This is a genomic window from Blautia sp. 1001283B150304_161114_C9 (assembly GCF_015668165.1).
Classification (GTDB): Bacteria; Bacillota; Clostridia; order Lachnospirales; family Lachnospiraceae; genus Blautia_A; species Blautia_A wexlerae.
Window position 1 is genome coordinate 12748 of sequence record NZ_JADPGO010000013.1, and the last position, 14306, is coordinate 27053.

At 41.4% G+C, this 14306-nt stretch carries 9 protein-coding genes, 1 tRNA gene and 2 pseudogenes; 8 read left to right on the forward strand and 4 right to left on the reverse strand.

Features of this window, described 5'->3' with window-relative positions; all coding sequences use genetic code 11:
• Positions 1 to 431: 431 nt before the first annotated feature.
• From I4V44_RS08465 to I4V44_RS08480, 4 genes are all read left to right on the forward strand, one after another.
• Positions 432 to 2456 (forward strand): beta-galactosidase, encoded by a 2025-nt coding sequence (locus tag I4V44_RS08465; protein WP_196002595.1) that lies wholly within the window; start codon positions 432 to 434, stop codon positions 2454 to 2456.
• A gap of 140 nt (positions 2457 to 2596) precedes the next feature.
• On the forward strand, positions 2597 to 5932 hold the full coding sequence (locus I4V44_RS08470; RefSeq protein ID WP_196002596.1) for a DEAD/DEAH box helicase: 3336 nt from the start codon (positions 2597 to 2599) through the stop codon (positions 5930 to 5932).
• Between the two features lie 156 nt (positions 5933 to 6088).
• Positions 6089 to 6637, forward strand: coding sequence for a stage V sporulation protein T (gene spoVT / locus I4V44_RS08475; RefSeq protein WP_008707822.1), 549 nt, complete (start codon positions 6089 to 6091; stop codon positions 6635 to 6637).
• Positions 6638 to 6935: 298 nt separating this feature from the next.
• The gene (locus I4V44_RS08480; RefSeq protein ID WP_008707821.1) at positions 6936 to 8138 is read left to right on the forward strand and encodes a metallophosphoesterase; all 1203 of its coding nucleotides are present in this window, start codon (positions 6936 to 6938) and stop codon (positions 8136 to 8138) included.
• Between the two features lie 95 nt (positions 8139 to 8233).
• Here the strand turns inward: I4V44_RS08480 and I4V44_RS08485 are convergent, their stop codons facing one another.
• Positions 8234 to 9697 carry a nicotinate phosphoribosyltransferase gene (locus tag I4V44_RS08485; protein ID WP_008707819.1) on the reverse strand — a complete coding sequence of 488 codons (1464 nt, stop codon included), beginning with the start codon at positions 9695 to 9697 and terminating at the stop codon, positions 8234 to 8236.
• 462 nt (positions 9698 to 10159) lie between these two features.
• Here I4V44_RS08485 and I4V44_RS08490 point away from each other — a divergent pair.
• Together I4V44_RS08490 and I4V44_RS08495 are read left to right on the forward strand one after the other, a co-directional pair.
• Positions 10160 to 10231: transfer RNA gene (locus I4V44_RS08490), tRNA-Gln, on the forward strand.
• Between the two features lie 65 nt (positions 10232 to 10296).
• Positions 10297 to 11571, forward strand: coding sequence for an AGE family epimerase/isomerase (locus tag I4V44_RS08495; RefSeq protein ID WP_008707817.1), 1275 nt, complete (start codon positions 10297 to 10299; stop codon positions 11569 to 11571).
• A 117-nt stretch (positions 11572 to 11688) separates the two neighbouring features.
• Here the strand turns inward: I4V44_RS08495 and I4V44_RS08500 are convergent, their stop codons facing one another.
• The 3 genes and pseudogenes from I4V44_RS08500 to I4V44_RS18210 all read right to left on the reverse strand — a co-directional run bounded on the left by I4V44_RS08500 (position 11689) and on the right by I4V44_RS18210 (position 12980).
• Positions 11689 to 12051 (reverse strand): alanine:cation symporter family protein, encoded by a 363-nt coding sequence (locus tag I4V44_RS08500; protein ID WP_020993327.1) that lies wholly within the window; start codon positions 12049 to 12051, stop codon positions 11689 to 11691.
• Between the two features lie 63 nt (positions 12052 to 12114).
• A complete protein-coding gene (locus I4V44_RS08505; protein WP_008707815.1) occupies positions 12115 to 12759 on the reverse strand; it encodes a phosphoribosyltransferase in 645 nt (214 codons plus the stop codon).
• A 53-nt stretch (positions 12760 to 12812) separates the two neighbouring features.
• Positions 12813 to 12980: pseudogene (locus I4V44_RS18210) on the reverse strand (DUF6783 domain-containing protein).
• On the opposite strand from I4V44_RS18210, the pseudogene I4V44_RS18215 reads away from it, so the two are divergent.
• Together I4V44_RS18215 and I4V44_RS08510 are read left to right on the forward strand one after the other, a co-directional pair.
• A pseudogene (locus I4V44_RS18215) lies at positions 12918 to 13055 on the forward strand (DUF6783 domain-containing protein); the annotation flags it as partial. The pseudogenes I4V44_RS18210 and I4V44_RS18215 sit on opposite strands and share 63 nt — an antisense overlap.
• A gap of 521 nt (positions 13056 to 13576) precedes the next feature.
• Complete coding sequence (locus tag I4V44_RS08510) at positions 13577 to 14272, forward strand: response regulator transcription factor (RefSeq protein WP_020993326.1); 696 nt, start codon at positions 13577 to 13579, stop codon at positions 14270 to 14272.
• Positions 14273 to 14306 lie beyond the last annotated feature (34 nt).

Genomic DNA, 14306 nt, shown 5'->3' on the forward strand with positions numbered 1-14306 from the left:
CTTCATAATGTTTCTGTAACATAAAAAAGCTTCCGGGCAGGATCGCACTGCAGCAGAGAGGAATTATGTCGCTGAAGTGACTTGTCACAGGCAGAGGAATCCTGCAAGTGTGGTTCGTGTGTGTGTTTGGAAAATGGAAAAATCAGTCATGAATTGTGCGATATGACAAAAAAGAGATTCGAAATTAGATAATAATGGCTAATTGACTTTATAAATATAAAGGAATATACTAAAAATATGAACAAACGGTTGCGCAAGCTTGGAGTAATTGCAAACTATATCCTGTAAGAAGAATGAAATCAAATCCCGTCTGCTTTGACTGAGAAAAGTAATACGCAGCGAGAAGAGAGTGTTTTGAAATCGGATAGAGTATTAAATATGGTAATGAAAAAGAAAACGACTGAGAATAGAGAATTAAAAGGAGAACAGGTATGGACTTTAGAACGGATAAGCTGCTCCATGGCGGTGATTACAACCCGGAACAGTGGTTAAAGAGACCGGATATTCTGGAAAAAGATATTGATATGCTGGAGGAGTCTGGCTGTAATGTAGTAAGCCTTGGGATTTTTTCCTGGTCCACACTGGAGCCGGAAGAAGGTGTATTTCATTTTGGATGGCTGCAGGAGATCATTGATAAACTTTATAAAAGAGGTATTTCTACAATCCTGGCTACACCGTCAGGTGCAAGACCCAAATGGATGGCAGACAAGTATCCGGAGGTACTTCGTGTAGATGAAACACGCCACAGAGCGTTATTTGGATTCAGACATAATCATTGTTATACTTCTCCTGTTTACAGAGAGAAGGTACATATTATTAACAAAAAGCTGGCACAGGAGGTTGCCACACATCCGGGTGTGATCCTGTGGCATATTTCCAATGAGTATGGCGGAGAATGTCATTGTCCGCTGTGCCAGAAAGCATTTCGTAACTGGCTGAAAGAGAAATATCAGACTATTGAAAATCTGAATGATAAGTGGTGCACCACTTTCTGGAGTCATACTTATAACAGCTTTGACCAGATCGAGAGTCCGTCTAAGATTGGTGAGACACAGCTTCATGCACTGAATCTGGACTGGAAACGATTTGTTACTCATCAGACAGCGGATTTCATTCATCATGAGATTGCAGCATTGAGAGAGGGAGGAAGCACACTTCCGACTACTGCTAATCTGATGCATTATTTTGGTGGTTTAGATTATTTTAAGATTGCAAAAGAGATTGATGTGGTTTCCTGGGATACTTATCCGACATGGCATAAAGAAGCAGTGATCGATACAGCTTATGACAATGGTATGTGCCATGATCTGATGCGTTCTCTGAAAGGAAAGCCGTTCTTCCAGATGGAATCCTGCCCGACTTCTACAAACTGGCAGAGTGTGAGCAAGTTAAAGAAACCGGGAATGCTTTTTGCACAGTCCATGCAGGCAATTGCACATGGCGGAGAAGGTGCTCTCTATTTCCAGATTCGCCAGAGCAGAGGTGCTTCTGAGAAGTTCCACGGAGCAGTGATCGATCATTACGGTGGAAATGATACAAGAGTGTTTAAAGAAGTTTCTAGAGTTGGAGAAGTTCTGAAAGAGTTAAAAGAACTGGCAGGAACAACTGTGAACAGCTCGGTTGCCATGCTTTATGACTGGGACAGCCAGTGGGCAATGGAGGACAGCCAGGGACCCAGAAATAAAGGGCTTCATTATCTGGAAGCAATGCTGAAATTCTACAGAGGTTTCCGTAAGCAGGGCGTCAATGTGGATGTAATCGATATGACCTGTGAACTGGATAAATATAAAGTACTGGCTCTTCCAATGGTTTATATGTTCAAGGAAGGTTTTGCCAAAAAGGTTCGTGCGTTTGTGGAAAACGGCGGTACACTGATCACAAGTTACTGGTCCGGAATTGCAGATGACACAGACCGGTGCTATCTGGAAGGAACACCACATGGACTGATGGATGTACTGGGAATCAGAAGCACAGAAATTGACGGCCTTTATGACTGGGAAGAAAATTCTTTTGTTCCTGTGGCTGGCAATGAACTTGGACTGGATAAGACTTATACATGTAAATATCTGTGCGACCTTGTGGAGCTTCGCGGAGCACGTACTTTAATGACCTACGGAAGTGATTTCTATGAAGGCTATTCCTGCCTGACAGTGAATGAATACGGCAAAGGTAAGGCATGGTATGTGGCAGCAGATGCTGATAAAGAATTCTATGGAGACTTCCTTGAAAAAGTGCTCAAAGACAGCGGCGTTTCCTGCGGAATCAAAGAAGAAATCCCGGATGCACTGGAGATCACAGTGAGAGAGAATGAAAATGAGAAATATTATATTTATCAGAATTTCGGAACAGAGGCTGTAAATATTCCTGTACCGGAAGGCCAGATCAGCTGGATTTATGGCAATGGCAGCGATAAACTTAAAGTTTATGGTCTTGCAGTTGCGAAGGTTATCGTGTAAAATAAATAACGATGGATGAGGAAATCCCTTCACTTTAAGCAGAGATTGAGACTGCCTGGTGAAGGGGTTCTTTTTTATTCAGGTTTAACCGGGAAAATGATACAAAAAGTTTTTAATTGTATCAGGAAAGGTATAGAAATATGATTTCAAAAACTCAGATCAGATATATGGCAAATTCTTCATCATACAGTAAAGGTGCAGAACTTTATGCAACAGGAAAAGTTTTGGATATGGATGTAAAAAATATGGGTGCGTTTGATGAAATTGTTGCATCTGTAAAAGGCAGTGGAAGAAATATCTATGAAGTAGATGTATCAATCGATACAGAGAATGATGAAGTTGATACCTGCTATTGTGAATGTCGGGCATATGCAGAATATGGTGGACTTTGTAAACATTGTGTAGCGGTTCTTCTGCAATATAATGATTATGAAAATGATATGGATAGTTATGATTACGGACAATCTGTAGAAAAAATTGTAAAAGGTGGTCTGACCCATACGATCAGAAAAGGAGTGCAGATGCATACCACGCCGGAATTGGCTTCATTATTGCAGAAGCAGGCAGTTGCGAAGTCTCTTCCACTGATTCAGGGAAGCACTTATGGAAAAGTAAGGCTGGAACCATATTTTAATTTTGACGGAAGAACATTTACAGTAGAATTTAAAATAGGAATTAATAAAATGTACGTACTGAAGGATGCATTTTCCTTTGATCTTCATATAGCAAATCAGGATGATTATAAATATGGGAAAAATCTTCAGTTTGTCCATACAATAGAATCCTTTGCCGAGGAATCCAGACCGCTTGCGAAATTTATCTGTAAATGGGCAGACAACAACAGACAATTTCACAGATCCTCTTCCTATTATGGATACTATATGGGAACTCTGGAAAAGGTAAGGCATCTGGAGCTGTCAGGAAATGAACTGGCAGAATTTTTGCTTTTGATGGAAGGAAAGACATTGCAGGGAGAATCTATAGGAACCAGAAACACAACCTGGGAAATAACCAGAGAACATCTTCCGAGAAAAATGACCATAACAGGTGCAAAGCAGGGAATTGAACTGAAGGTAAGCAAATTTACGTGTGCAGCAAATACGGAACAGTATAAAATTTGCTTTTATGATAAAAAGATTTATATTGAGAATGTAGAAGAGCTTTTACCTGTTAAGGATTTTCTGGACAGTTTGTCTTTGATCCCCGGTGAGAAAGCGTTTATAGAAAATAAAGATGTACCGGCATTCTGTCAGGAACTTTTACCGGTAATCCAGAAGTTTTTTAAATGCAGAATGGTTGAATTTCATCCGGAAAATTATGGAATGGTTAAACCGGAGTTTCGATTTTATCTGGATGCACCGCAGGAAAATATGGTTACATGTAAGGCGACTGTTAAGTATGGAGACAGGGAATTTTCTTTATATACAACGGACGATATTGTAGCAAGGGATATGAATAGAGAAACAGTTGTCAGAAATGTGATCCATAAATATTCGAATGCTTTTAATCCAGTTGAACAGTGTGCGGTAATTGCAGATGATGAAGAGATGGAATATGAATTTCTGACAGAAGGAATTCCGGCACTGCAGTCAGTGGGGGAAGTATTTATTTCTGATGCGCTAAAACGGATTGAAGTCCGGAATTCGCCAAAGGTTACAGTAGGTGTTTCCCTGAGCGGAAATCTGCTGGAACTGAGTATGACAGCCGGGGATATTTCGAGGGAAGAACTGATTGACATTCTTTCCAGATATAATAAGAAGAAAAAGTTCTATCGTCTGAAAAACGGAGCTTTTGTAAATGCAGCAGATTCAGGGCTGGATACAGTTGAAGAACTCAGGGCAGGACTTCAGCTGACGGATAAGCAGATAAAGCAGGATAAGATTGAAGTGCAGAAGTACCGCGCGTTGTATCTGGATGCACAATTGAAAGAGAATCCGGTTGTTTCGGTAGTGAAGGATAAATCTTTTAAGTCACTGGTAAGAAATATGAAGACCATTGAGGATAATGATTTCGAGGTGCCGGAGAGCCTGGATAAAGTTCTGCGGGAGTATCAGAAACGGGGATTTCTGTGGATTAAGACATTGAATTATAATGGATTCGGCGGAATACTTGCGGATGATATGGGACTTGGAAAAACGCTGCAGGTGATTGCATTTCTACTGTCGGAATTTCTGGAAAGAAGGAATACTGTTATTGAAAATATAGCAGTAAAAGAAACTGGAAAGCTGCAAAGAAATACATTAATTGTAGCCCCTGCATCATTGGTGTATAACTGGAGCAGTGAAATTCAACGTTTTGCACCGGAGCTTACAGCGAAGATGGTGACCGGGGCTGCAGCAGAGAGAAGACAGATCCTGGCAGAAGCAGATTCTGAGGATATTCTCCTGACTTCCTATGATTTGCTGAAAAGGGATATCAGCGAATATGAAGGATATAAGTTCAGATGTGAGATTATTGATGAAGCTCAGTATATCAAGAATGCAAATACTCAGGCTGCGAAAGCAGTAAAAGAGGTTCAGGCAGACTTCAGGCTGGCTCTTACAGGAACTCCGGTGGAAAACCGCCTGAGTGAATTGTGGAGTATATTTGATTATCTGATGCCCGGTTTCCTTTACAGTTATAAGAAGTTCAGGGAAGAAGTTGAAATTCCGGCAGTTCAGAATTCAGATGAAGATGCAATGAAACGTCTGCAGAAAATGCTCCGGCCGTTTGTACTCCGAAGATTGAAGAAGGAAGTGCTTACAGATCTGCCGGATAAGCTGGAAGAGAATATGTTTGTACAGCTAACAGGAGAGCAGCAGAAGCTTTATGATGCACATGTGAAACGGATGATGCTGATGCTGGATAAGCAGTCCGAAGAAGAATTTAAGACCTCAAAGATTACAATTCTGGCAGAGCTGACAAAATTGCGCCAAATCTGTTGTGATCCGTCTCTTATTTTTGCAGATTATAAAGCTGATTCTGCAAAAGTGGATATGTGCCTGAATATGATCAGTAATGCAGTGGAGAGCGGACATAAGATTCTGTTGTTTTCGCAGTTTACGACAATGCTTGACCATCTTGCGAAGCGCCTTGAAGAGGAGAAGATTAGTTACTATATGCTGACTGGTTCTACAAGTAAGGAGAAGCGTGCACAGATGGTAGAGAACTTTAACACAGATGACACACAGGTATTCTGTATTTCTCTGAAGGCAGGAGGAACCGGTCTGAATCTGACGGCAGCAGATATTGTAATCCATTTTGATCCATGGTGGAATTTGGCAGTGCAGAATCAGGCAACGGACAGAGCACACAGAATTGGTCAGAAGAATGTAGTGAATGTATACAAGCTGATCGTGAAGGATACGATTGAAGAAAATATTTTGAAACTGCAGGAAAAGAAACGTGAACTGGCAGATCAGATCCTGGAGGGCGAAGGGCTTAACGGAGGCAGCTTCACAAAAGAGGAACTGATGGAATTACTTTCCGGGAAATAACCGCTTGATTGCAGTTAAATGGCATTTTTTGTAAATACAGAAATGTATATTCTCCCTGTTTTTCCACATAATAACCATACAACACATGATATGGAAACCGAAGGGTACAAAGACAGTAAACTTCGATAAAAGGAAAAACAGGAGGAAGAAAAGTGCATGAAAGCGACAGGAATTGTTCGGCGCATAGATGATCTGGGGCGTGTGGTCATTCCTAAGGAGATCAGAAAAACGCTGCGGATAAAAGAGGGGACACCACTGGAGATTTTTACTGACCGGGAGGGGGAGATTATTCTGAAAAAGTATTCCCCTATCGGAGAACTGAATGTTTTTGCAAAGGAATATGCAGAGGCGTTGGCACAGTCAAGCGGGATGGTAGCGTGTATCACAGATCACGATCAGGTGGTGGCTGCTGCGGGACAGGGAAGCAGGGAATATGTGGGAAAACCTATCAGCAAAGCTCTGGAAGATGCAATTACGGAGAGAAGCTCTGTGTTTGCCAACGGAAATGACAGAAGCAGGATACCTGTGACTGAGGAACAGAGAGAACCTTTGTATTCCCAGATCATGCAGCCTATTATCAGTGCAGGAGATACAATAGGATCTGTGCTTTTACTGGGAAAGAATGAAAGGGATGTGATGGGTGAATCAGAGAAGATGCTCATCAGAACGGCAAGCGGATTTCTGGGAAGACAGATGGAACAGTAAAATTAATAGAATCTTCAGCAGCTTAGGGTAGTGTACCGACAAGTTGATTTCTCGAACAATCTTGCGTCTAAATTTCTTATTTCCGCGTTGTCGTCGGTCGCCGTAGCCACCGCTACGCCTCCTTCCTCCGCCTTGAAATAAGAAAATTTATCCTACAAGATTGTTTCAAGAATCAACTTGTCGGCACACTAGCGGCTGAGGATTCTTTTTTGTATAATAAGAAGCAGTTATGATTTTCTGGAATTGTTATAGTAATAAAATTGTTATGGCAATGAGAGTTGGAAAGGAGACATATTATATGGCTGCAATATATCTGGCACCGTTTTATCTGTTGGTGTGTGTATATATCCTGCTTCGCAGCCTGCACTGGTTTCAGGTATTGCATACGGTTTTTCAGAATGTGTGGGTGTGCAGGGGGATTGGACTTGTATATTTATTTGTAGTGTTTAGTATACTGATCGCATTTATGGCACCTGCATCAGGATTCAGGAGATTTATGAAGCTTCTGAGTAATTACTGGCTCGGTGTTTTGATGTATACACTTATGACTCTGGGAATCGCGGATGGATTGAGACTGTTACTGAAATATCCTCTTAAAAATTTTGCCTTTCCGGGGAGAGAATTGCTTTTCAGTAATATGGGAACTGCTGTTGTGGGAGCTGTCTGTGCGGTGATCATTTCAACAGTCAGTATTTACGGAGTGCTCAGTGCCGGAAATATACATACAACGAAGTACAATATTTCTGTTGATAAAAAGGCAGGAAATATGAAGGAGTTAAATGTGGTTCTGGTCGCAGATCTTCATCTGGGATATAATATTGGATGCAAGCAGATGGAGCAGATGACAGAGAAGATCAATAAGCAGAATCCGGATCTGGTGGTAGTGGCAGGAGATATTTTTGACAATGAATATGAGGCACTGGATGATCCGGAAAAACTGGCAGAGATATTGAGAGGGATCCGCTCAAAGTATGGTGTGTATGCATGTTACGGAAACCACGATATTCAGGAAAAGATCCTGGCAGGATTTACCTTTGGCAGTAAGGAAAAGAAAGAGAGTACCCCGGAGATGGATGAGTTTCTGGAGAAAGCGGGGATTACGCTTCTGAGAGATGAATATGTGCTCATCGATGATTCCTTTTATCTGTATGGCAGACCAGATTATGAGCGTCCCGGACGGGGGATTGGTAAACGAAAGACTCCGCAGGAAATCACAGAGGGTATGGATGTGTCACTGCCAGTGTTGGTTATCGATCATGAGCCGAGAGAACTTCAGGAACTGGCGGATACAGGTGTGGACGTAGATCTCTGCGGACATACCCATGACGGACAGGTATTTCCGGGAAATATTGTGATCAGATTCTTCTGGGAAAATCCCTGTGGTTATCTGAAGAAAGGAAATATGCATAATATCGTTACATCCGGTGTAGGGCTTTTTGGACCAAATATGAGAGTTGGGACTAAAAGCGAAATCTGTGATGTCAGCATATGTTTTAACTGAATCAAAAAGTAAGTCCCCGGCTTCAACTGCCTGTTGATTTTTGCGGTTGGAGCCGGGGACTTGTCTGTTTTGTTACTCTTAATCTGAGTTTATGCTCAGTCGAGAGCTTTCTCACTTATTTCTTCCAGAAGGTCTTTTTTCAGATCCCAGAGTTTCTGAGAAAGGTCTACATATACTTTCTGAGGATTTACGAAACGTCTGGATTCATCCCAGAGAGTATTCTGCTCTTTCTGGCAGTATTCGCGAAGCTCCATAACAGATGGAGATTCATAGACTCGTTTACCTTCTCTGATGACAGGAACGAGAAGTTCGCGTACTTCATAGGTTCCGCCGAGAACTTTTGTCTTTTTCCAGGTATCGATTGGATCAAAGAGAACCATGTTCTGGTCTGCATCAAGCTTTTCATCAGCAAGGCAGATAAGATCTGCCCTGATTTTTCCGGTTTTCTTATTATAGAGACGATATACGGTTTTATTTCCAGGGTTGGTTACTTTCTCTGTGTTTTCGGAAAGCTTGATCTTAGGTGTAAATTCGGTACTGTCTGCATCTTTGACAGCAGCAAGTTTGTATACACCGCCGAATGCAGGATTATCGTTGGCAGTGATCAGTCGTGTTCCGACACCCCAGGAATTAATCTTGGCATCCTGAGCCTTCAGGCTCTCAATGAGATATTCGTCCAGATCGCTGGAAGCGGAAATAACTGCATCGTCAAATCCGGCAGCAGCAAGCATCTTATATGCTTCTTTGGAAAGGTAGGCAAGATCACCACTGTCGATACGGATACCGTATCTGGTAAGCGGAATACCTTCTTCGCGCATTTCCTCAAATACACGGATTGCATTTGGAACACCGGATTTCAGGACATCATAGGTATCTACCAGTAAGGTGCAGGCATTCGGATAAAGTTTGGCATAGGTTTTGAATGCGGTATATTCATCCGGGAAGCTCATGATCCAGCTGTGTGCGTGAGTTCCAAGGATCGGTACGTCGAACATTTTGCCTGTGAGAACACAGGAAGTACCAGCACATCCACCGATGATTGCGGCACGTGCGCCAAAGATACCTGCATCCGGTCCCTGGGCACGACGCAGACCAAATTCCATGATCGCATCACCCTTTGCAGCATAGCAAACGCGGGCTGCTTTGGTAGCAATGAGGCTCTGGTGATTGATGATATTCAGGATTGCTGTCTCTACAAGCTGAGCTTCCATGATAGGTGCTACAACTTTGACAAGCGGTTCTCTTGGGAAGACAACTGTTCCCTCAGGAATTGCATAGATATCACCTGTGAAACGGAAGTTGCTTAAATATTCAAGGAAGTCCTCTTCAAAAATATTCAGGCTTCTGAGATATTTGATATCTTCATCTGTGAATTTAAGATTCTCAATATATTCAATCATCTGTTCCAGTCCGGCAGTGATGGCAAATGCACCTCCGCATGGATTGGTACGGTAAAACATATCGAAGATAACAGTCTGGTTTGTTGGGTTCTTAAAATAGCCCTGCATCATAGTAAGTTCATAAAGGTCTGTGAGCAGAGTAAGATTATTAGCTCTCATATATAGCTCTCCTTTTGGGTTCATAATAATATCTCGGGTGTAACTGTTTATCGCAATTTACAGATATCAGGCCATGGCTGAATAGCTTTTGACCTCAGTATCATAATATATAGTCTGGAGAAATTATTATTAAGATTTCCTGCTGCTTTGATCTCTATAGCAAGTTTCTAGTGTGCCGACAAGTTGATTCTTGAAACAATCTTGCGTCAACCTGTCGGCACACCAGTTACGAGAATTGTTATATTTAAGAAAGAGTATATCAGAAGCAGCAATAAGTTTTTATTGATTATAGCATAATTTTTCCCGGAGTACATAAAAAAACTCCGGGAAATAGGCGGTATTTTCATGTTTTTGAAGAAAAATAAAAAAAAATAAAAAAATTTCAAAAAAGGGGTTGCATTTTTTGAAAGACTATTATATAATACCAATTGTCGCGAACGAAGTAGCGAAAACAAAACATAAAGGGCTATCGCCAAACGGTAAGGCAACGGACTCTGACTCCGTCAGTTCAAGGTTCGAATCCTTGTAGCCCTGCTACATAAGGCACCTCGGTATGAGGTGCTTTTTTGTGCTATAAGAGAAACTGAAATTTTTTGGAAGTGAAAGGTAAGATTAAGATGGAAAATTCGGGTAAAAAATATCAGATAGATACAGAAGAAAATAAAATGTTCTTAGGTGAATTGCAGAAAAATCTTTTAAATTTTGGAAAAGGATTTTTATCACCGGGAGGAAGTGCTTATTTCCTTGGGGATGATGGAACACCATGGAAAGACAGAAACAGAGAAACATGGATCACATGCCGTATGGTCCATGTATATAGTATGGGAATCATGCTTGGGGATAAAGAAAGTCCAGCACTGGTCCATGGTGCTGTACATGGATTACTGGAAGAACTGAAAGATTGTGAAAATGGAGGATGGTATCCGGGAATTACACCGGATAATAAATTCCTGCCAGATAAACAGTGTTATGCTCATGCATTTGTTCTTCTGGCTGCTTCTTCTGCTTTGCTGGCAGGAGAAAAAAATGCAGAAACTCTGCTTAAAGATGCATTGGAATTATTTGATAAACGGTTCTGGGATGAAAAACAGGGACTTACTTATGATACCTGGAATACAGAATTTACAGTTCTTGATGATTATCGCGGTCTTAACGCAAATATGCATACAGTAGAAGCGTTTCTGGCAGTAGCAGATGCAATAAAAGAAGAAAAGTACAGAATACGTGCAGGAAGAATTATAGATCATGTTATTGGATGGGCAAGCGCAAATGACTGGAGAATACCTGAACATTTTACAAAGGAATGGAAAGCTGATCTTGATTGCAATAAAGAATGTCCTGCTGATCGTTTTAAACCTTATGGAGCAACACCGGGCCATGGAATTGAGTGGGCCAGATTGATCGTGCAGTGGGCATATTCTTCTTATAAAGATACCCCTGATTCTGCAGAAGTATATTTAAAAGCTGCAGAGAAACTCTACAACAGAGCAGTTGAAGATTCCTGGAATGTGGATGGAAATCCTGGAATTGTGTATACGACTGACTGGGATGGAAAACCTGTTGTTCATGACAGAATGCATTGGACATTGGCAGAGGCAATCAATACATCAGCAGTCTTATGGCATATAACTCATAAGCAGAAATATGCAAAAGATTATGAAGAGTTTATGAGATATCTGGATGATAAGGTATTGGATCATAAAAATGGTTCCTGGTTTCATCAGTTAGATGAAAATAATAATGTGATAGGAACAGTATGGCCGGGAAAATCAGATGTATATCATGCTTTTCAGTCAACCTGGATCCCATATGGAACACCATATATATCAATTGCTTCAGATGTAAAACAGTATATGGAAGTATGCCATCAATAAAGTAAGTGTTTATTTGTACCCGGCGTACAAGATTTCTGTAAAATGCAGCCAGAACCTGACGGAACAAGGTTCTGGCTGCATTTTACTTCAGGATGATAAAAAGAATGATGTGGGTAATTATTTTTTAATCTCCGGCTGGAATTCTTTTACATCTTTGGCAATCTCGCCGCTTAACAGGAGCATGCAGATCAGGTTCGGGATAGCCATCAGTGCGTTGGCGATATCGGAGAAGTTCCATACCAGAGCTCCGGGACCACCGGAAACCATGGCTGTGGCAACACCGACGATATTTCCGGTACCGATGGTGGCTGCCAGTGAGGTTGTCAGTGCGGAAAAAGGTGATACATCTCCCTGTCCGCGGCTCTTGGTGCGGGCTTCCTTGCTGAGTGTGCTTTTCAGTGCATAGCCAAGGTTACGCCATGTAAGAAATCTGGTGCGCACAGTCAGGAAGATACCGGTTCCGACCAACAGGATCAGCATCACCGGTCCCCAGACAAAGTCATCAATTCTGGTAACAATTTCTTTATAAAATACTTCGAAGATTTACAGAGCTGAATATCCGTAGCTGCTGACAATGGCATCGATTTTTTGCTGCCTCTGACACATTGGACATTTTGTAGATGAATAGGAATGATAGTCCGGTATATCTTTGGTGTTAAAAATAGAATATACAGGGAGAGAAGCCACGCTGTCTACTCTGCTGAATATGGCTGCGATACCTCTGATAGTGCCTCCGTAATACAGAATGCTCTCGATTGCTTTGGACAAAGTAGAGCCTGTGGTAATCGAACCATTGAGGATCAGTACATTTTTGCCCTTGATCATTGGCTGAAAATTATCACGGAAGATAATCTGTCCGGAATTGCTGGATTCAGGAGTAATCACGTAGATCGTCTGATGAGCATTCAGGGAAAAAATGCCGGCTTTGGTAAGTTCTTCAGAAAGATATGCGCCAATTACTTCCAGTCCGTCCATACAGATAATGGTATCAACAGGAGTAGATACTTCATAATTAGCAGCCAGTTCGTGAGCAATATTCTGTGCTTCGGCAGTTCTGGATTTCATAGTTGTAAGATCCAGATAGTGAGTGATATGTGACTGAGATGTGACGAAATGTCCGGGAATTACCTTCAGCTGAATGCGGCTGTCACCACGGGCGTAGATTTTTGTCATGTTTTCCAGATTCATAAGAATACCTCCCTCGTTGAAAAAAAACGTGTAACTGTTCAGTAGCTTTGCGGTTAGCAGACCATTGAACAGTTATAAATCAGTACACTAGAGTGTGTCTGAAAAATCATTCCCGCAATCTGCACGCCCCACTTTGCGGGATATTTCACCCGAATTCAGTTGCCGTAGCCCGCTACGGCGCCCTCATCCGGGCAAAATATACCACAAATTGTAACGCACATCTTGCAGAAAGCCTTTTTCAGACACGCTCTAATCTTGTAAAACATTGTAGCATTGTTTTGCCGAAAAATAAATAATATTGTACAAAATCAATAAAAAATTATGCGATATGTATGAAGATTGTTAATAAAATACCAAAAAACATATAACGATGATCCCCTGGTGCGTTGATGGAAGTATTATTTACGAGGGTTGCTATAGATTGGTTGTGAGTTATGGAGAATGGAATAAACAGTGATGGGTGTGGAAATGGGAAACAGAAGAGAATATTCTATAGAAGTAATATATGTGAAATGATATAATGATTTTCAGTCTATTATTGACTGTCAGAAAAAGAGAAAAGATGAGATAAAAAATGTATACAGCAGAACGAATAGAAGAATTGGATGAAAATAGGAACCTGATAAAAGTGACAGATTAACAGCCTGATATTTTGACTGCGAAAAGTGAATAATCATAAGAAAATCTTAAGAATTTGTCCCTTTCATATTAAGAAGCTTCGATTATTCTAATATCAGAAATACAAAATAAGAAGCCGGGGTGTCTGTACATGAGAGATTTCAGACTGGCATTTCGGATGATGAGGGAGGTGTATAAAGTGGCGAATATTCTTGTTTGTGATGACGATAAAGACATTGTAGAGGCAATCGGTATTTATCTGGAGCAGGAAGGGTATACGGTCATAAAAGCCTATGACGGTGTGGAGGCGATTAACGTATTGCGCAGTCAGCCGGTGGATCTGCTGATCATAGATATTATGATGCCGAAGCTGGATGGCATCCGGACTACTTTGAAGATAAGGGAAGAGAATCCTCTTCCGATCATTATTCTTTCTGCGAAATCAGAGGATGCAGATAAGATCCTTGGATTAAATGTAGGGGCAGATGATTATGTAACCAAGCCCTTTAATCCCCTGGAACTGGTGGCAAGGGTGAAATCACAGCTTCGAAGATATACAAGGCTGGGAGCAGCAATACCTGTGGAGAATGCTCATATCTACGAGACAGGAGGTCTGAGCATAAACGATGACCTGAAGGAAGTCAGGGTGGACGGTGATGTGGTGAAGCTGACACCCATTGAGTACAATATCCTGTTTCTTCTGATGAAGAATCAGGGAAGGGTATTTTCCATTAATCAGATCTACGAAAACATCTGGAATGAGGAAGCAGTTGCAGCAGATAATACAGTGGCAGTGCATATCCGGCATATCAGAGAAAAAATTGAGATTAATCCAAGGGAGCCAAGATACCTGAAGGTTGTGTGGGGACTTGGGTATAAAATTGAAAAAATTTAACCGAATCAAGTAGCGAAGCGAATGATTTTATCTG